Origin of the sequence: Vibrio sp. 11986-1-5 (assembly GCF_963878025.1) — a bacterium.
In the GTDB taxonomy this organism is placed as follows: domain Bacteria; phylum Pseudomonadota; class Gammaproteobacteria; order Enterobacterales; family Vibrionaceae; genus Vibrio; species Vibrio injensis.
This window is the reverse complement of record NZ_CAWNVW010000051.1, coordinates 103,106-121,630: the sequence shown is the minus strand read 5'-3', so window position 1 is coordinate 121,630 and position 18,525 is coordinate 103,106. Positions and strand designations below refer to the sequence as shown.

Here is an 18,525-nt window from a genome sequence, read left to right as displayed (position 1 = left end):
CGGTCAAGATTAAAATAAGCTGTCACTATCATCTAAGTAGATGCTGTGAGGGGTATCCTCTTGTACATACTCTTTCGGTTCCGTTCCTTGGACAAAGTATTCGAACATAGAACTGGAATCTAATTTATTGGTGAGTAGCCCACTGTCGCGATCAATTCTCACGCGAATGATTTTCGGTGGAATGGCTTTGGGTTGGGCCGGCACACCATCGAGAGCGATGCGCATAAATTCTACCCATCCCGGTTGGGCTGTTTTCGCTCCGGCTTCCGCGCCAGTAATATCATCATCAGTATTCGGATTAGGGGCTGTGCTACCTAAGTTACGACTATGATCATCAAATCCGACCCAAGCCGTTGCGACCATGCCTGGTCCAAAGCCATTATACCAAGCATCTTTCGAGTCGTTAGTTGTTCCTGTTTTTCCGCCCACATCACGACGTCTTAAGGTTTGTGCGCGCCAACCGGTACCATTCCATCCCGTTCCTGCACGCCAATCACCGCCACCCCAGATATTGCTATACATCATTTCACGAACGAGGAAAGCATTCTGTTCGGAAATCACCTGTGGTGCATAATTGACCGTGGCATCTTGTTCATTGAACGGATTATCGGATGATGATTGACAATCCTGATGACAAACCACTTTGGGGTTAGCTAAAAATTCGACATGGCCAAAACTGTCTTCCACTTTGCTGATGTAGAACGGCTCAACATAATATCCACCGTTAGCAAATACCGAATAGCCTTGAGCCATTTTGACGGGCGTTAAGCTGCCTGCGCCTAGGGCAATGGTCTCAGAGCGAGGTAATTGAGATAACTCAAAACCGAAGCGGGTCAAGAAATGGCGAGTCTCTTCCAAACCGACTTCTCGCAGTACCCGGACTGCCATGACGTTTTTCGACTGCGCTAGACCAATCCGCAGACGAGTGGGGCCGACGTAAGTCGGGGGCGAGTTTTTAGGACGCCAAGCAATACCTTGGCTTTGATCCCATTGGTTAATCGGAGCATCATTGATTAATGAGGCTAGAGTGAGGCCTTTTTCCAAAGCCGCAGAGTAAATGAACGGCTTGATACTTGACCCCACCTGACGGACCGATTGGGTTGCACGGTTAAAATTACTGTGCACGAAGTTAAAGCCACCAACCAGTGCTAGTATCGCACCATTATCGGGATCCATAGCAACGAACGCCGTATTCGCATTAGGCACTTGACTTAATGTCCAGTGTTCTTGTTCATCACCTATAGCGTGCTGGCGACGAATCCACACTTGTTCACCTACCGCTAGAATATCACTGGCTTTAGTCGGTAAAGGCCCTTGACGGTCGTCAGTAATAAATCGCCTTGCCCAGTTCATGTCTTCCCATGCAATGGTTTTTAGTCCGGCATTTTTTACCCAAACCTGAGCCGATTTTTCTTCGACCTTAACCACAATCGAAGGCAGAAGATCGCCGTAAGTGGGTTCACTACGTAAGTGAGCGATCATGGTCGGGGTATCCCAAGCCGATTGCCCCGCTTTCCAGAGTACTTTTTCGGCACCACGGTAGCCGTGACGCATATCGTAAGCGAGGAGATTATCGATAGCGGCTTGGTTTGCGGCTTGTTGTAACTTGGTGTTGACCGTCGTGTAGACATTCATCCCAGAGGTATAGGCCGCTTCTTCACCATAACGTTCGACCATCCATGCGCGCGCAATTTCTGCCACGTAAGGAGCTCGTAGCTCAATTTCTGCGCCATGGAATTTGGAGATTAATGGTTCATTACGAGCCTGATCATACTCTTGTTGGGTGATGTAGTTTTCTGCCAGCATGCGTAATAAGACGACATTGCGACGGTGAGTGGCTCGCTCCACAGAGAAAAGGGGATTCATGGTAGAAGGGGCTTTGGGTAGGCCAGCAATCATCGCTATTTCACTTAACGTCAGATCTTTGACTTCTTTACCAAAGTAGGTTTGAGCTGCTGCACCAACGCCGTAAGACCGATGACCGAGATAAATTTTATTCAGGTAAAGCTCCAAGATCTCTTCTTTACTCAAGAGCTGCTCAATATGAATGGCAATAAAGATCTCTTTAATTTTACGCATAATTTTCTTCTCATTGGATAAGAAGAAATTACGGGCCAGTTGTTGGGTAATGGTACTTGCCCCTTGAGAGGCACTCCCTGAGGCCATGACGGCCACAGCGGCACGAGTAATCCCAATCGGGTCAAAGCCGTAGTGTTCGTAAAAACGTGAATCCTCGGTTGCGATCACCGCTTCGAGTAATTCTGGTGGCATTTCATCAAGGCGCAATGGAATGCGTCGTTTTTCACCGAATTGAGCAATCAGTTTACCGTCTTCACTAAACACCTGCATGGGAGTTTGTAGCCGAACGTCTTTTAATTCAGCGACATCGGGTAGATCTGGCTTTACATAAAAATAGAAGCCAAAGATTGTAGTGACTCCAAGAATAATGCAAATCAATGAAAATATGAGTAAACGCTTTATGAACTTCACCGGAGAATCCCTGTTTAGTAGAGGCTGTCTTAGTACAAACCCCTGTACTCTAGACTAAAACCTCAGCACTTAAAAATAGTGAACGGTTATTTTCTCACAAATAAGTGTGTGAGGCTGAGAATTGTCACTGGAGTTAATGGCATGAGTAAATCATTAGTTATTGGTGTCGATATCGGTCATCACAGCATCAAAGCTGTGGCTCTTAAACCAAACGGCGACAATTATTCGCTGCACGGTTGCACAGAAATCGTCATTACTGACGACATTTTCGCCGATAACGATACGTTGAATTATCAGAAAATTGTAAAGAAACTCAAAGAACTAAAAAAGAGTTTCCCGCTATTTAGTCGCAAGGTTGCGATTGCTCTGCCTGACACGGCGGTAATTAGTAAAGTATTACAAATAGATAGCGACTTGGACCCCCGTGAAAAAGAGTTTGCTATTTATCAGGCTTTTTCTCATCAATCCCCGTTGCCGATGGAAGAGCTGAGCTTAGATTTTGTTCCCTTACCGATTCAAGCGTTCGCTAAAAACCGAACAGCGACCTATCAGGTGTATGCCACCCGAAGAGAAGTCGTCGCGAGTCGATTATCGGCGATTCAACAAGCTGGGCTGGAAGCGACTTTACTGGATGTGCAATTACATGGTCTGGCTCAGATTTGGCAGCAGGTGAGTCAGGCTCAACAGCGCTCGAATTGGATGTTGGTCGATGTCGGTTATACCCAAACTACGTTATGTATCGATTTTGCCGATAAAGCGCCGTTTTATAAGGATATTGCCTTAGGTACACGCTGGTTTGAATTGCCATCTCTGGCGGAAACGATGGCGCGCAGCGATGAACGTAACCAATGGCTATTCAATCGATTGTTTGTCGAACGCCTAACCCGTCAACTGCAGCTATTTACTTCCGTTCATGGTCAGCAAAGCCTCGCGGGGATCTGGTTATCTGGTGGCGGGGCGATGATGGATGGGCTAGCAGAAACCATCACCGAGCAGCTTGGATTACCCTGTGAACGGTTCGCGCCATTAGCGACTTTTGTCAACAAAATCACTCAACGTAAGCGGTTAAACGATCAGCCTAAATTCACGACGGCTGCCGGTCTTGCGTTGCGAGGTATAGCATGGTTGGAGAGTGGGCATGTTGCATAGCATCAATTTATTCCCTTGGCGAGAGGCACAGCGTGCTGATCATAAACGGCGTTTTCTCCAGCTTATGAGTCTTGGTGTCTTAGTCGCTTTGCTCATGCAATGGGGTGCCGGCCATTATCTTGATCAGCAACAACAGCACCAACAGGCACGATTAGATTTTTTGAATCAGCATCTTCAGCAACTGGATCAGCGATTACGGGCGCTCAAAATGACCGAAGCTGAGCATCAAGCACTGCAAGCCCGGCTCAGTGTTGTTGAGTCCTTACAGCAAAAGCGCAATAAAACCACACAATTGATGAACTTGATGCCAGAGTTGATTCCTGAAGGGGTTTACGTCGACAAAATTAGTATGAAGGGGGATGCGGTCGAAGTCAGTGGTATTAGCGATAGTACCGCACGCTTAGCCACCATGTTAGATAAATTAGAAAGGTCACCACACTTATCAGCAGTAGGCATGCACTCGATTGTCGCTGGGAATCAGCGTTTTAATAAAGATTTTCAGAGTTTTAAGGTCTCTTTTCATTTTCATACTGCTCAACCAGGATTAGAGGCGTTGATTCGGCAAGGTGAACATCATGGCTAATTTTCGTGATTTAGATATCGATGAATTGCTTGAATGGCCGCTCAACGCACAACTGACGGTGATTGTGTTGGTCATGGTAGTGATTCAAGTCATCGGCTATGGCATGTATTTATCACCTAAACAAGAGGCACTCGAAGGACTCAATCAGCAAGAGCTGAGTCTTAAATCGATAGTACGCATTAAGGCCAATAAAGTCGCGGCATTACCTCAGTTGCAATCTCAATTGGATGAGTTAGCTGAGCGTTATGATTTTTTATTGCGCCAACTCCCAGCACAGCAAGAGCTGGCCAGTTTGCTTGCTTCTGTGAACGAACTAGGATTAGAACATGGGTTAACCTTTACTCGAATTGATTGGGGAGAAAAGCAACCGCAGGCATTTTTGTATCGCTTACCATTGAATATTGAACTCACGGGGAGTTACCACAACATTGGCGATTTTTCTCAGGCGATAGCGACGCTACCAAGAATCATCAATGTTGATGATGTGGATTGGCAAAGAGTCAGTCAAGAGAGCAGTACCTTACATTTCAGAGTACGGGCTTACACCTACCAGTTTAAGGCGGAGGCAGGCGATGAGAAATAGTACGTCAATCGTGACCGCGCTACTCACTTTTGTTTCCTTAGTGGGGTGTAAAGCCAATCAAGAGTCTTTGGTGGACTACTTAGCGGAAGTGGAAGCCAAGAGTCAACAAGAGGTCGCTCAGCTAACGCCAGTGATTGCGTTTCAAGCTTTTGAATATGCACAGCATGACGCGCGCGAGCCTTTTGTTTTACCACGAGAAGCGATAGCCCAAAATCAACCGATCACTAATCGCCATTGCTGGCAGCCTAAATCGAGAGGAAAAACCACTTCACTGGAGCGATATCCGCTAAATCAGTTGCAATTGCGTGGTGTGATGCGCCGTGAAAGAGAAGTTTCTGCTTTGATTCAAACACCTGATGGGATGGTGGTTACTCTCCAAACGGGTCAGTACATCGGAGTAAATAATGGGCAAGTTATACGCGTGGCCGAGGATCATCTATTGATTAAAGAGACCTTACCAGATGGATTGGGGTGCTGGAATCAGCGTCACGTCACATTGGCTTTGAAATAAACATTTCTGTTTAGAGACTAAATTATGATTAAAGGATTACCTTCAAGTATCGTGGTAGTGCTGCGCTACCTGCGCATCACGCTATGGCTAGGTTTGGCATTGACGACGCAGGCTGCTCTAGCGAGTGATAGCAATCAGTTTAAACACATCGATTTTCGGGTAACCCCCGACAAAGCCGCGGTGATTGTGATTGAGTTAGCGTCTGCATCGAGTGTGGTTGATGTCCAGAAAACGACGCAGGGGTTAAGTATTGAATTATTAAAAACCGATGTGGCTGAGGAACAGCTTTATTTACTTGATGTACAAGACTTCGCAACCATAGTTGAGAGTGTGGAAGTTTTTCGTCAAACACCAAGCACGTTGTTGTTGGCTAAAATACACGGTCCCTTTCATTATGATTATCAGCTCAAAGGTCGTTACGTTGAAGTGACAATAACGCCGTTAAAAGCCGATATTCAAAGTGCGCCAGCCAATCTACTTGAACCATCAGCCAAGCTGATTTCGATTAACTTTCAAGACATTCCGGTACGTAACGTTTTACAACTGATCGCTGATTATAATCAGTTTAACTTAGTGGTATCTGATTCAGTGGTAGGGAATTTAACCCTGCGTTTAGATGGTGTGCCATGGCAGCAAGTGTTGGACATTATTTTGCAGGTGAAAGGGTTGGATAAACGGGTTGAGGGCAATGTGATTTTGGTAGCGCCTAAGGCGGAACTCGATTTACGTGAAAAACAACAGCTGGAAAAAGCCCGTTTAGCAGAAGAGTTGGGAGACTTGCAGTCAGCCATCATCAAAATAAGTTTCGCGAAGGCGTCAGATATCGCTGAGATGATTGGTGGGACGGGAGCGGTGAATATGCTCTCTGAACGAGGTTCAATCAGTATCGATGAACGTACCAATGCCTTATTAATTCGCGAATTGCCGGAAAATATTCATGTGATCCGAGAGATCATTTCGGCGTTAGATATCCCTGTTAAGCAGGTACAAATTGAAGCGCGAATTGTGACCGTGAATGAAGGTAATCTTGATGAACTCGGTATTCGTTGGGGCGTGAGCTCAACACGCGGTAATAATACAGTTGGTGGTTCAATAGAAGGTAACTTAACGGGTATTGGTCTCTATCAACCAGAAGATGGTAGCGAAATGATCAATAACTTCCTTAATGTCAATTTGGGAGCCACAGCAGCGAATGCTTCGAGCATCGCGTTTCAGGTGGCAAAGCTGGGTTCAGGGACACTGCTCGATCTTGAACTTTCAGCGATGCAGCGAGAATCGAAGGCGGAAATTATTTCCAGTCCACGGCTCATCACTACCAATAAAAAGCCAGCTTATATAGAGCAGGGGACAGAGATCCCCTATTTAGAATCGTCTTCCAGCGGTGCGACTACGGTGGCATTTAAGAAAGCGGTACTGAGTTTACAGGTTACCCCGCAGATTACGCCGGATAATCGTTTGGTGCTGGATTTAAGTGTTACCCAAGACCGACCTGGCGATATTGTCAAAACCGGTACCGGAGAAGCGGTAGCGATCCACACGCAACGGATTGGTACTCAAGTTTTAGTCAATAATGGCGAAACTGTGGTACTGGGCGGTATTTTCCAACACAGCATCACTAATACTGTCGATAAAGTGCCATTACTGGGTGATTTACCGTTACTCGGTGCGCTTTTTCGACGTAGCTATCAGCAAATGGGCAAAAGTGAGCTACTGATTTTTGTTACTCCAAAGGTTGTAATTCAGTAACTTAGTGTGATTATTTCCGCTAAAGCAAAATTAAAGTTGCATTAGTGGCACCTTATCTAGATAATTTCGGGTCTTATCACGAATTATCTGTGAGGAATAGGTGCCACAAGCATTCCTATCGTCGACCGCTGTCTGGCGAATCTTGTGGCGATGTCATTGAATTAACGTTGTAAATTACTGCTAAACATGGCCGAAAAACGCAATATTTTTCTTGTTGGCCCGATGGGCGCTGGCAAAAGTACAATTGGTAGACACTTGGCTCAACAACTTCATATGGAGTTTGTTGATTCCGATACTGTCATTGAAGAGCGCACTGGCGCAGATATCGCATGGGTATTTGACGTTGAAGGTGAAGAAGGCTTCCGCAAACGCGAGGAAGCGGTGATCAATGATCTTACTGAGCAACAAGGTATTGTTCTCGCCACTGGTGGTGGCTCAGTGATCAGCAAAGAAAACCGTAACCGCCTTTCTGCTCGAGGCGTGGTTGTCTACTTAGAAACCACTATTGAAAAACAATTAGCACGTACTAACCGTGACAAGAAACGCCCTTTATTACAGACGGATCATCCTCGAGAAGTGCTAGAAGCACTTGCTGATGAGCGTAATCCTTTGTATGAAGAAATTGCGGACATCACAGTACGTACCGACGATCAAAGTGCAAAAGTGGTAGCCAACCAGATCGTAAAAATGCTAGAAGAACACTAACCAGTTCTTTTATTTTGGAGTGCAAACCATGGAACGGATTACGGTCAGCCTAGGTGAGCGTAGCTACCCCATTTCAATTGGTGCCGGATTATTAAATAATCCGGCCCTTCTTCCTCTTTCCGCCCAGCAAAAAGTGGTGGTGATCACCAATGATACGGTTGCGCCACTTTATGCTGAGCGATTACTTGCCGTTCTAAACCAAATCGGCTGTTCATCGGCTCTACTGGAACTTCCAGACGGCGAACAGTACAAAAATCTCGATACCTTCAATACGGTCATGAGCTATCTACTTGAGCATAATTACAGCCGCGATGTGGTGATTATTGCGCTTGGTGGTGGGGTGATTGGTGATCTCGTCGGGTTTGCGTCAGCGTGTTATCAACGCGGTGTCGATTTTATTCAAATCCCAACCACATTATTGGCTCAAGTCGACTCTTCGGTCGGTGGAAAAACCGCGGTGAATCATCCGTTGGGTAAAAATATGATTGGGGCATTTTACCAGCCTCAAGCGGTGATTATTGATACTGACTGCCTAGCGACACTGCCCCCCCGAGAGTTTGCCGCCGGCATGGCTGAAGTGATCAAATATGGCATTATTTATGATCATAATTTCTTTGTGTGGCTTGAAAACCATCTTGAAGACTTGTATGCGTTAGAGGCGTCCGCGCTGTCTTATGCGATTGCTCGTTGCTGCCAGATAAAGGCGGAAGTCGTTGCTCAAGACGAAAAGGAATCCGGAATTCGCGCTTTATTAAATCTAGGTCATACCTTTGGCCATGCCATTGAAGCCGAGTTAGGTTATGGCTGCTGGTTGCATGGTGAAGCCGTAGCGGCAGGCACAATGATGGCCGCAGTAACGGCTAAGTTACAAGGTTTGATCTCAGAGCAGCAGCAACAGCGTATTCATGCCATACTGAAAAAAGCGCGCTTACCTGTGCACACGCCGAGCAGCATGAGTTTTGATGATTTCATTAAACATATGATGCGTGATAAAAAGGTCTTGGCGGGTGAGTTACGCTTAGTGCTCCCAACCGGTATCGGAACGTCTGAAGTGGTAAAAGGGGTTTCGCAAACGGTGATTAAGCAAGCGATAGAAGATTGTCGTAATATATAGTGGTATTCTGCCTACTTGATGTTACAGCGGTGTTGGCCAGACGTTCCCATTCAATCTAAATTAGAATGAGTCTACCTGACCGCTGTATCGTTGATCAGTCAGTTTCGGTATCAGTATCAGACATTAAGCCATTAGGATCGTCGATGAGTGTGGAACATGAACTAGAGTTAGATTCGCAAACTGAACTGTTGGAACGATTACAGTTACTGACGCGTTTTGGTTCCAACCTAGTGAATGTTTTTGGCGGTCTAGGTGCCGGAAAATCTTGGTTAGCGCAACGTTACCTTGAGTATTGGGCGGCGGATAAAAATCAATCCTTACTTTTATGTCATTCTAATCAAAGCGATGAGCAGCATCGCACCACCATTCTTAGCCAAGTGTTATCAGAGCCACTGTTTAATGCCAAAGATGCGTTGCTTGATAGTTTTTCACGTTTGATTGGCGAGCGTACGACATGCGACATTGTTGTGGTGATTGATGATGCGCATTTGTTGTCTGATACGTTACTCTCCGAGTTATGGATGTGGGTGCTTGAAGCTCAGACTAATCCTCGCTGGACCATTAATGTGGTGTTATTTGCGCAAGCTAATCGTCTTGATGCGTTATTAACTCGCTTAACTTATGGTCAAGAACATAAACCGATTGAACTCGAGATCGAGCCATTATCAGAGTATGAGGCCGACCGGTTATTTGAACAGCGAGTCATGCGTTATGTTGATCCAACACTGGAGCGTCAAGCTCGTAGCGCATATAAAAAAGTGAATTATCTTCCGGGGGAGATCATGGCGTTAGTCGATCAAAAGCGTGAGAAGCGCATCATTATTCGCTCGATCATCGGCTCACCGCTGAATATTGGCTTGCTGGTACTGTTATTGATGTTATTTATTGGTGGTGGCTACTGGTGGCTATGGTCCCAGCCGTCGCCAAATGAGACATTGCCTGTATTAACTCAACGAGCTGAGCAAACGGCGATTCCGACGTTACCGTCTCAAGAGGACAATGCTCGTTCTTATCAAAACGTCGCTGTGACGTCTTCACAACCGAACCCATCCAATCCGATGGCCGATGATGCCATTGCTTTGCCTCCCAAAGTGGTTGAGAGTTTAGAAGGGGTTGGTATCGCTGATACTGCACATCAGCGAGTGGTGATCACTTCCGATGTAGTGGATGCCTTACTGGATGGTCGTTCGGAATCAGTCGCTGTTGAGGTTAATCGCTATCCTATCATTCAAGGGACGAATGACGATTTGTCGATAGTGGATGAATCTACTCCGTCATCAGGACCTATTCGTTTCTCTTTCGCCAGAGAAGAGTTGATGGCGATGTCGCCGCGCAGCTATACCTTACAGTTGGCGGCGGTGAATTCTCTGCAAGAAGTCCAAAACTTTATTGACCGTTATTCACTGACAGAAACGCTATACGTCTACCCAACCGTTCGTGATGAGGTGGATTGGTATATCGTTACTTATGATAACTATCCAACCATCCAGTTAGCTCGTGACGCGGTGGCTACTTTACCACCAGCGGTACAAGCACTCGGTCCTTGGGCCAAATCACTTAGCCAAGTTCAACGTGAAATTCAACGTGCGAAATAACGCTGAGATTCAGTAGAAAATATGTTACATTCCGCACCCTTATTTTTGGTGATTGATTAGAGCAGTAGATGAAAAAGCAGCGTGCCTTTTTGAAATGGGCTGGGGGAAAGTTTGGCCTAGTCGAAGAGATTCAACGCCATCTGCCACCTGCAAGTCAGTTGGTTGAGCCTTTTGTCGGTGCAGGTTCGATTTTCCTTAATAGCGATTTTGAACATTATTTGTTGGCGGATATTAATCCGGATTTAATCAATTTATACAATTTATTAAAACATCAGCCGCAAGAGTATATTCGCGAAGCCAAGCGTTGGTTTACACCAGAAAATAATCGTAAAGAAGCCTATTTAGACGTACGTAAACAGTTTAATGACTGCGATGATGTGATGTATCGTTCGCTGGCTTTTTTGTATATGAATCGTTTTGGGTTTAATGGTTTATGCCGTTATAACAAAAAAGGTGGATTTAACGTCCCGTTTGGCTCGTACAAAAAACCGTATTTTCCTGAAGCCGAGCTAGAGTTTTTTGCACAGAAAGCGCAGCGTGCCACGTTTATTTGCGCAAGTTACCAACAAACTTTTCATCAAGCCATGGCATCCAGTGCTATTTACTGTGATCCTCCTTATGCGCCGTTATCGAATACCGCAAATTTTACTGCTTATGCGGGGAATGGATTTAGTCTTGATGACCAAGCGGCTTTAGCCGATTTGGCTGAGAAAACCGCTCAAGAGCGCGGTATCCCGGTCCTCATTTCGAATCACGATACGATTTTAACTCGTCGCCTTTACCATGGTGCGCAACTGAATGTGGTTAAAGTTAAGCGCACAATCAGCCGTAATGGTGCTGGGCGGAATAAAGTCGATGAGTTATTAGCCTTGTTTACACCTGAGTCAATGAGGTAATTCTCACTCTCTGAGGGAGTGAACGTCGCTTCCGGTTAGGATCTTTGCCACCCCTAGGTTAGAATACTGGGCATATTTTATTTGCTTTGTTCTATCACCGAAGAGGTCAGGTATGAAAGATTTTCTTATTGCTCCATCCATTCTCTCTGCAGATTTTGCGCGTCTTGGCGACGATGTTGATAAAGTGCTTGCCGCTGGAGCTGATGTGATTCACTTTGATGTGATGGATAATCATTACGTACCCAATCTGACCTTTGGTGCGCCAATTTGTAAAGCGCTACGTGATTATGGCATTACCGCGCCAATCGATGTGCATCTTATGGTTGAGCCGGTTGATCGAATTATTCCTGATTTTGCTAACGCTGGCGCATCAATGATCACCTTTCATGTGGAAGCCTCGAAGCATGTTGATCGCACCTTGCAATTGATCAAAGAGCATGGTTGTCAGGCTGGGGTGGTATTGAATCCTGCTACGCCGCTCAGTCACCTCGATTACATTATGGACAAAGTCGATTTGATTCTCCTAATGTCGGTCAATCCAGGTTTTGGTGGTCAGTCCTTTATTCCGCACACGTTAGATAAGCTACGTGCGGTACGTGAGCGTATTACGCAAAGTGGTCGCTCGATTCGTTTAGAAATAGACGGGGGCGTAAAGGTCGAGAATATCCGTGAAATCGCCCAAGCTGGCGCGGATATGTTTGTTGCCGGGTCGGCAATTTTTGGCGAGCCAGATTATAAAGCGGTGATTGATGCTATGCGTAGTGAACTGGTTGGCGTTGAACATCGTAATTAATAAAATAGTTATTATTCCTTACCGCTGAGCGCCGATGACGTTAATCGGCGAGTGACTTTGATTCGTCGGTAGGGAGAGCACAAATAGGATAGAGTTTTGCAATCAATAAAATTAATCGCGTTTGATCTCGATGGAACACTGCTTGATAGTGTGCCTGATCTTGCTGTTGCTGCTGATCAAGCGGTGCGCGCTTTGGGCTATCCTGGGGTAACGGAATCTCAGGTACGTGACTATGTTGGTAATGGTGCCGATGTGTTAATCGGTCGCTGTTTAAGTCAAAGTCTCAATATCGATCCTAAGTTGAATGATGATACTCGCCAGCAAGCGCGTTTGTTATTTGATGAGTATTATGCGCAAACCGGCCACCAATTGAGCCACCTCTATCCGAATGTAAAGCATACCTTGGCAGAACTGCATCGCGCGGGGTTTATTTTAGCGTTGGTGACCAATAAGCCGAGTAAATTTGTGCCTGATGTTCTTGCTCAACACGGTTTAGCTGAGCTATTTAGTGACGTGATTGGTGGCGATACCTTTAGCCATAAAAAACCCGATCCCATGGCGCTTCATTGGTTGCTTGAAAAGCACCAATTAAAAGCTGAGCAAATGCTGATGGTCGGTGATTCGAAAAACGACATTTTAGCAGCCCAAAATGCGGGTTGTGCTTCATTTGGCTTAACCTATGGTTATAACCACGGTGAGCCGATCGCCAATGCTAAACCCGATGTAGTAGCGGATGATATCGTTCAGCTCCTCGATGTTGTTATGGTTTGCGCGTAAAAATCATCATTTGCCTCTGGTAAAATACTCATCAATGAGTACACTGCTAAACTGCGCCTACTCACCGTAAGCGCAGTTTTTTATTGGTTTTATACCCTTCCTACTGGAAGCTACTGTGGTGTTGGCGACGTTTATTCACTCCAAGCATAGAACTTATCTATGCTCATGGGATTGATTTGCCGCCGACTAGCCATGCTCAGTGGTGTGGGTATCGCCTTCCCTTATTTTGAATCACAAGGAAATTATACTCATGAGCAAACCCATCGTATTGAGTGGTGTTCAACCATCTGGTGAACTCAGCATTGGTAACTATTTGGGTGCTCTGCGTCAATGGCAACAGATGCAAGATGATTATGATTGTCAGTACTGTGTGGTTGATTTACATGCGATTACCGTACGTCAAGATCCCAAGGCGTTATATGAAGCGACACTTGATGCGTTATCCATTTGTCTTGCCGTTGGTGTCGATCCGCAAAAAAGCACCTTGTTTGTCCAATCTCATGTGCCTGAACATACTCAACTTGGCTGGATACTTAATTGTTATACCCAAATGGGTGAACTCAGTCGCATGACTCAGTTTAAAGACAAATCGGCTCGTTATGCTAACGATGTCAATGCTGGGTTATTTGGTTATCCAGTATTGATGGCGGCCGATATCTTGCTCTATGGCGCGCATCAAGTTCCCGTGGGCAGCGATCAAAAACAGCACCTCGAGCTGGCGCGTGATATCGCGACACGTTTTAACAATATTTACAGTCCGGAACAACCGATCTTCACCATTCCTGAACCGTACATTCCGCAAGTGAATGCACGAGTCATGAGCCTGCAAGATGCGACCAAGAAAATGTCAAAATCGGACGATAATCGTAAAAATGTAATTACGTTATTGGAAGATCCCAAGTCGATTATCAAGAAGATCAATAAAGCGCAAACGGATACCGAAACGCCACCGCGTATCGCCTTTGATACTGAGCAAAAAGCCGGTATCTCGAATTTAATGAGCCTATATTCAGCGGCCACAGGCAAAACCTTTGCTGAGATTGAAGCGCAATATCAAGGCGTTGAAATGTACGGTCCTTTTAAAAAGGATGTTGGAGAGGCATTAGTCGCGATGCTTGATCCGGTACAAGCGGAGTACCATCGTATTCGCGATGACAGAGCCTATCTGGATGCGGTCATGAAAGCCGGGGCCGAAAAAGCGTCTGCTCGCGCTGCACTGACATTGAAAAATGTTCAGCAAGCGGTTGGATTTGTGCCTCGTCCATAAGCTGCTCCTTGATTCTACGACACTGAATAAGCCCAAAGCGAATGACTCACTTTGGGCTTATTTGTCTACTGGCGACTACAAGATAAATCAACACGGTCTACACTTAGTGGGAGTGGTACAGTAAGGGGATCGCGATGAAATGGTGGTTACTGTGTGGATTGCTGATCATCAGCAATGGGTTAGCTGCGAGCCCTTTACGGGTTTGTGTGGGCAATATGAATGTGTGGCCGCCGTTTACTTATTGGCAAGGCGCTACCGATGAAGAAAAAGCTCAATCACTAACCGGCTCAGCCACGACATTGGTATTGCAATCCCTTGAACACTTAAACGTTGATTATCAGCTTTTGTTTATGCCGTGGGCGAGGGTGCAGCATGAGCTAGCTCAGGCGAATGGACGTTGTGATTTGACGTGGAATGCCAGCTATCGTCATGACAGAGCGGAGTATAGCTACTTTTCAGTCACCCTTTATCGTATTCAACTCGGTTATTTTACCCTCGCTGATTCGAATAATCTCCTCAGTCATCATCAAGATTCTGGTGTATTGTGTGGTGTACACGGTTTTAACTATCAGGACTTTGGCCTATCTCGCGAGCCATCGCTGCGTTTAAACACCGTGCAACAAGCGTTAGATATGTTACAAAAGCAGCGCTGTGATTGGTTTCTAAGTGAAATTGAGCCAATTTATGGTGGTATTCAGCTTGGTCTTTATCAGCTTGAACGGCCAATTACACCTCATTTATTGGGTAGAGATAAGCAGTTTCATGTGCAAATTCGTCGTGATTTACCGGAGGCATTACCTCTACTCAATGGTATTAACCAGTATTTGCTAGATGCCCAGCAAAGTGGACATGCACAAGCTGTATTTGATCGTTTTTTATTGTTCAATGCGGCGGAACATCAAGACCCTTAATGTCGATGACTCTTATGCTACTCAAGTAAAGCACTTGCCTTTCTACAACGGTGCTGCACAATATCGCCTTCTGTTTCTTCAACTGACTGGCACGGCTGACATTATGTTGCTTCTCATCGATAACTACGACTCCTTTACCTACAACTTATATCAATATTTCTGTGAATTAGGGAAAGAGGTCAAAGTCGTACGTAATGATCAGATTGATATAAAGGGGATTGAAGCCCTTAATCCGAGCCATTTAGTGATTTCCCCCGGACCTTGTACGCCGAATGAAGCGGGAATTTCTCTTCAAGCGATCACTCATTTTGCCGGGAAGCTGCCGATATTAGGGGTATGTCTTGGTCATCAGGCGATTGCGCAAGTGTTTGGTGGACAAGTGGTGCGCGCCAGACAAGTCATGCATGGTAAAACATCACAGATTAAGCACAATGGACGCAGTGTATTTGTTGGCTTAAATAACCCATTGACGGTTACTCGTTATCACTCATTAGTGGTTGAGGCTCATTCACTACCAGCTTGTTTTGAGCTCACGGCGTGGACGGAATTAGACGATGGTTCTGTCGATGAAATTATGGGGTATCAGCATCGAACGTTACCGATTGATGCGGTGCAGTTTCATCCTGAATCGATTAAAACCGAGCAAGGGCATCAGCTACTGGCCAATTTCTTAAATCGTTAAGCCAACCATTACCGATCTTGATCACTTTTCTTAACATTTCTTTGTGCTGAATGGCGCTTGATTGTGATGTGCAATTTTATGCGCCTTTATAGCCTCTCTCCTTAGTGAACCCCTTGCCTTGCAATGGCTATCTATTCTATTTTGCATGTGAAGATAAAAAACACTTCATAAAAGGCAGTCGTTAGTGCATAAATAATCAGAGGCGATATCGAGTACACTGGTATTGATGTCGTGAAAAGAATATTTCGCTATTGAATTGGTTAATATTTTGTAAATACAATGCCGTATTAGTGGTAATGCCATACAAAATCTTACGCTAAGGTTTTGTCGCCAAATGGCTGAGCAACTTGGCATGCGGTATAAGAAGGAATGGGTAATGACAATGGAAAAACAGATACAACGTGGTTTATTTGATGAGGTAATGGTGCCTTGTTATAACCCGATGGCGTTCATCCCAGTAAAAGGACAAGGCTCCCGTGTGTGGGATCAGCAGGGGCGAGAGTACATCGATTTTGCTGGTGGTATCGCCGTTAGTTGTTTAGGGCACTGCCATCCTGCCATGGTTAATGCCTTAACCGAACAAGCCAATAAATTGTGGCATTTGAGCAATGTGATGACCAATGAGCCAGCATTGCAACTTGCTAATAAATTGATTGAGCTGAGTTTTGCTGACAAAGTTTTTTTTGCCAACTCAGGCGCTGAAGCTAATGAAGCGGCACTGAAATTAGCTCGTCGTTATGCAGCTGACGTTTATGGCCCAGAGAAAACGGAAATCATAGCCTTTAAACAAGGTTTCCATGGCCGAACCTTCTTCACTGTAACGGTAGGTGGACAAGCGGCTTATTCTGACGGTTTTGGACCGAAACCCGGCGATATTACTCACCTGCCTTATAACGATATTGATGCTTTGCAAGCGCATATGTCGGATCGTACCTGTGCGATCATGATGGAGCCTCTACAAGGTGAAGGCGGTATTATTTCACCAACGCCAGAATTTGTTCAGGCGGTGCGTGAACTGTGTGATAAGCATAATGCGCTACTGATTTTTGATGAAGTTCAAACCGGTAATGGGCGTACGGGGCATTTTTATGCTTACCAAGGCTTAGGTGTCACGCCAGATATCTTAAGTACGGCGAAATCATTAGGTGGCGGCTTCCCGATTGGTGCGATGTTAACCACTAATAAGCTTGCCGAGCATATGAAAGTCGGTACCCACGGTTCAACGTATGGCGGTAACCCGTTAGCGTGCGCTGTTGGTCTGGCCGTCGTTGATATTGTTAGTCAACCAGAAACCTTAGCGGGTGTGAAGCAACGTGAAGCTTGGTTTCGCGAGGGATTAACCAAAATCAATGATAAGTACCATGTGTTTTCTGAAATTCGTGGTCAAGGTTTACTGCTTGGCGCAGCACTGAATGAGCAGTGGCAAGGCCGTTCTCGAGACATTTTATTAGCGGCTGGAGAGCAAGGATTAATGCTGTTGGTGGCGGGACCGAACGTGATCCGTATGACGCCTTCATTATTGATCACTCAACAAGAAATCGAACAAGGATTGGCTAAACTCGAGCAAGCGATCGCAACACTCGTGTAGTCTTTCTGCTATTCACACCCACCATGGATAGCGGCGGGTGTTTGCTGTCTTCGCTAGGCCAAACTGGCCTAGTGCTATGCATCTGGAGGGAATATTGATGCTAGTTATTCGCCCTATTGCAACGTCTGACTATCCGGCACTTCATGACTGTGCCATTGAATCGGGTCATGGCTTTACGTCACTGCCCGTTAATCAAGAACTCCTCACCAATCGTATTGAACACTCAGAATACAGCTTTGCCAAACCGTCCGTGACGCAACCAGGGGATGAAGGTTATTTAATGGTCGGTGTAGACAGTGTAACCGGAGAGGTTGCCGGTACAACGGGTATTGAAGCGGCGGTTGGTTGGGATCGCCCTTTTTATTCTTATCATATTAGTACCATTGTCCATGCCTCACATAAGCTTGGGGTCAACAATGTCGTCAAATTACTCACCTTTGGTAACAACTACACCGGATGCTCAGAAATTTGCAGCTTATTTTTGCGAGAGCACTTTCGCCAAGGTTTAAATGGCCGCTTAATGTCGAAGAGTCGTTTTTTAATGATGGCGGAGCATCCAGAACGTTTCTCTAAAACCATCTTTGCTGAAATGCGAGGCGTCTCTGATGCGGACGGTAATTCTCCCTTTTGGCAGTGGCTGCAAGAGCATTTCTTTTCGATCGATTTTACCTTGGCTGACTATTTAACTGGGATCGGTAAAAAAGGTTTTATTGCCGACTTAATGCCCAAGTTGCCGATTTATATCAATTTACTCAGTCCTGAAGCCCAAGCGGTGATTGGCCAAGTGCACGAGAATACTCGTCCAGCCCTCAAGCTATTGGAAGACGAAGGATTTACTTGTCGCAATTACGTCGATATTTTTGATGCTGGCCCAGCCGTTGAATGTGATGTCCGTAATATTGAATCGGTACGTAATTCGGTTCGAGCAAGAGTGGAAGTCGCCCGTCACTCCAGTGCTCAACAGTATTTAATGTGCAATACCTCATTTACTCATTTTCGTGCTACCGCTGAAAAAGCGGCCTATAACCCTGAACGAGAAACGGTATTGATTACTCCCGAAGTGGCTCAAGCATTACAAGTTGACCAAGGGGATTGGTTAAGAATTTTGGCTCAATAGTTTAGAGAAGGAAGATAA

16 protein-coding genes and 2 pseudogenes are annotated in these 18,525 nt (G+C 45.6%); 17 read left to right on the top strand and 1 reads right to left on the bottom strand.

Annotation, left to right across the window (positions count from 1 at the left end; genetic code table 11):
* Positions 1-9: 9 nt before the first annotated feature.
* Positions 10-2,490: a penicillin-binding protein 1A gene (locus AACS00_RS13580; RefSeq protein WP_110167722.1), complete on the bottom strand. Its 2,481-nt coding sequence runs from the start codon at positions 2,488-2,490 to the stop codon at positions 10-12.
* Between the two features lie 141 nt (positions 2,491-2,631).
* Here AACS00_RS13580 and pilM point away from each other — a divergent pair, with 141 nt between their 5' ends.
* From pilM to astA, 17 genes and pseudogenes are all read left to right on the top strand, one after another.
* Positions 2,632-3,639 carry a type IV pilus assembly protein PilM gene (gene pilM / locus AACS00_RS13575; protein WP_004394480.1) on the top strand — a complete coding sequence of 336 codons (1,008 nt, stop codon included), beginning with the start codon at positions 2,632-2,634 and terminating at the stop codon, positions 3,637-3,639.
* Positions 3,629-4,222, top strand: a complete 594-nt coding sequence (locus AACS00_RS13570; RefSeq protein WP_110167721.1) for a PilN domain-containing protein — start codon at positions 3,629-3,631, stop codon at positions 4,220-4,222. Before pilM ends, AACS00_RS13570 begins: the two co-directional genes overlap by 11 nt.
* Positions 4,215-4,805: a type 4a pilus biogenesis protein PilO gene (locus AACS00_RS13565; RefSeq protein ID WP_110167720.1), complete on the top strand. Its 591-nt coding sequence runs from the start codon at positions 4,215-4,217 to the stop codon at positions 4,803-4,805. Before AACS00_RS13570 ends, AACS00_RS13565 begins: the two co-directional genes overlap by 8 nt.
* Entirely contained in the window at positions 4,795-5,316 is a 522-nt protein-coding gene (locus AACS00_RS13560; RefSeq protein ID WP_181397581.1) for a pilus assembly protein PilP, read from the top strand. Before AACS00_RS13565 ends, AACS00_RS13560 begins: the two co-directional genes overlap by 11 nt.
* A gap of 24 nt (positions 5,317-5,340) precedes the next feature.
* On the top strand, positions 5,341-7,062 hold the full coding sequence (locus tag AACS00_RS13555; RefSeq protein ID WP_110167718.1) for a type IV pilus secretin PilQ: 1,722 nt from the start codon (positions 5,341-5,343) through the stop codon (positions 7,060-7,062).
* Between the two features lie 186 nt (positions 7,063-7,248).
* Positions 7,249-7,767: a shikimate kinase AroK gene (aroK, locus tag AACS00_RS13550; protein ID WP_040903956.1), complete on the top strand. Its 519-nt coding sequence runs from the start codon at positions 7,249-7,251 to the stop codon at positions 7,765-7,767.
* Between the two features lie 28 nt (positions 7,768-7,795).
* On the top strand, positions 7,796-8,881 hold the full coding sequence (aroB, locus tag AACS00_RS13545; protein ID WP_110167717.1) for a 3-dehydroquinate synthase: 1,086 nt from the start codon (positions 7,796-7,798) through the stop codon (positions 8,879-8,881).
* Positions 8,882-8,946: 65 nt separating this feature from the next.
* A pseudogene (locus tag AACS00_RS16780) lies at positions 8,947-9,420 on the top strand (ATP-binding protein); the annotation flags it as partial.
* 525 nt (positions 9,421-9,945) lie between these two features.
* Positions 9,946-10,476, top strand: a pseudogene (locus tag AACS00_RS16775) (SPOR domain-containing protein); the annotation flags it as partial.
* A gap of 68 nt (positions 10,477-10,544) precedes the next feature.
* Entirely contained in the window at positions 10,545-11,372 is an 828-nt protein-coding gene (locus tag AACS00_RS13535) for a Dam family site-specific DNA-(adenine-N6)-methyltransferase (protein WP_110167715.1), read from the top strand.
* A 112-nt stretch (positions 11,373-11,484) separates the two neighbouring features.
* Positions 11,485-12,165: a ribulose-phosphate 3-epimerase gene (rpe, locus tag AACS00_RS13530; RefSeq protein WP_110167714.1), complete on the top strand. Its 681-nt coding sequence runs from the start codon at positions 11,485-11,487 to the stop codon at positions 12,163-12,165.
* 96 nt (positions 12,166-12,261) lie between these two features.
* Positions 12,262-12,942 carry a phosphoglycolate phosphatase gene (locus tag AACS00_RS13525; RefSeq protein ID WP_110167713.1) on the top strand — a complete coding sequence of 227 codons (681 nt, stop codon included), beginning with the start codon at positions 12,262-12,264 and terminating at the stop codon, positions 12,940-12,942.
* Positions 12,943-13,192: 250 nt separating this feature from the next.
* Entirely contained in the window at positions 13,193-14,209 is a 1,017-nt protein-coding gene (trpS, locus tag AACS00_RS13520) for a tryptophan--tRNA ligase (protein ID WP_110167712.1), read from the top strand.
* A gap of 134 nt (positions 14,210-14,343) precedes the next feature.
* Positions 14,344-15,120 carry a substrate-binding periplasmic protein gene (locus AACS00_RS13515; protein WP_110167711.1) on the top strand — a complete coding sequence of 259 codons (777 nt, stop codon included), beginning with the start codon at positions 14,344-14,346 and terminating at the stop codon, positions 15,118-15,120.
* Positions 15,121-15,223: 103 nt separating this feature from the next.
* The gene (locus tag AACS00_RS13510) at positions 15,224-15,802 is read left to right on the top strand and encodes an aminodeoxychorismate/anthranilate synthase component II (protein ID WP_110167710.1); all 579 of its coding nucleotides are present in this window, start codon (positions 15,224-15,226) and stop codon (positions 15,800-15,802) included.
* Between the two features lie 376 nt (positions 15,803-16,178).
* On the top strand, positions 16,179-17,390 hold the full coding sequence (locus AACS00_RS13505) for an aspartate aminotransferase family protein (RefSeq protein WP_110167709.1): 1,212 nt from the start codon (positions 16,179-16,181) through the stop codon (positions 17,388-17,390).
* A gap of 97 nt (positions 17,391-17,487) precedes the next feature.
* Positions 17,488-18,507 (top strand): arginine N-succinyltransferase, encoded by a 1,020-nt coding sequence (astA, locus tag AACS00_RS13500; protein WP_110167708.1) that lies wholly within the window; start codon positions 17,488-17,490, stop codon positions 18,505-18,507.
* The last annotated feature ends 18 nt before the right edge of the window (positions 18,508-18,525 follow it).

Bases quoted from the DNA above. Each gene is read 5' to 3' on its own strand.
- rpe (WP_110167714.1), top strand. From the start codon at position 11,485: ATGAAAGATTTTCTTATTGCTCCATCCATTCTCTCTGCAGATTTTGCG.
- pilM (WP_004394480.1), top strand. From the start codon at position 2,632: ATGAGTAAATCATTAGTTATTGGTGTCGATATCGGTCATCACAGCATC.
- AACS00_RS13510 (WP_110167710.1), top strand. From the start codon at position 15,224: ATGTTGCTTCTCATCGATAACTACGACTCCTTTACCTACAACTTATAT.
- AACS00_RS13560 (WP_181397581.1), top strand. From the start codon at position 4,795: ATGAGAAATAGTACGTCAATCGTGACCGCGCTACTCACTTTTGTTTCC.
- trpS (WP_110167712.1), top strand. From the start codon at position 13,193: ATGAGCAAACCCATCGTATTGAGTGGTGTTCAACCATCTGGTGAACTC.
- aroK (WP_040903956.1), top strand. From the start codon at position 7,249: ATGGCCGAAAAACGCAATATTTTTCTTGTTGGCCCGATGGGCGCTGGC.
- astA (WP_110167708.1), top strand. From the start codon at position 17,488: ATGCTAGTTATTCGCCCTATTGCAACGTCTGACTATCCGGCACTTCAT.
- AACS00_RS13565 (WP_110167720.1), top strand. From the start codon at position 4,215: ATGGCTAATTTTCGTGATTTAGATATCGATGAATTGCTTGAATGGCCG.
- AACS00_RS13505 (WP_110167709.1), top strand. From the start codon at position 16,179: ATGACAATGGAAAAACAGATACAACGTGGTTTATTTGATGAGGTAATG.
- AACS00_RS13555 (WP_110167718.1), top strand. From the start codon at position 5,341: ATGATTAAAGGATTACCTTCAAGTATCGTGGTAGTGCTGCGCTACCTG.
- aroB (WP_110167717.1), top strand. From the start codon at position 7,796: ATGGAACGGATTACGGTCAGCCTAGGTGAGCGTAGCTACCCCATTTCA.
- AACS00_RS13515 (WP_110167711.1), top strand. From the start codon at position 14,344: ATGAAATGGTGGTTACTGTGTGGATTGCTGATCATCAGCAATGGGTTA.
- AACS00_RS13570 (WP_110167721.1), top strand. From the start codon at position 3,629: ATGTTGCATAGCATCAATTTATTCCCTTGGCGAGAGGCACAGCGTGCT.
- AACS00_RS13535 (WP_110167715.1), top strand. From the start codon at position 10,545: ATGAAAAAGCAGCGTGCCTTTTTGAAATGGGCTGGGGGAAAGTTTGGC.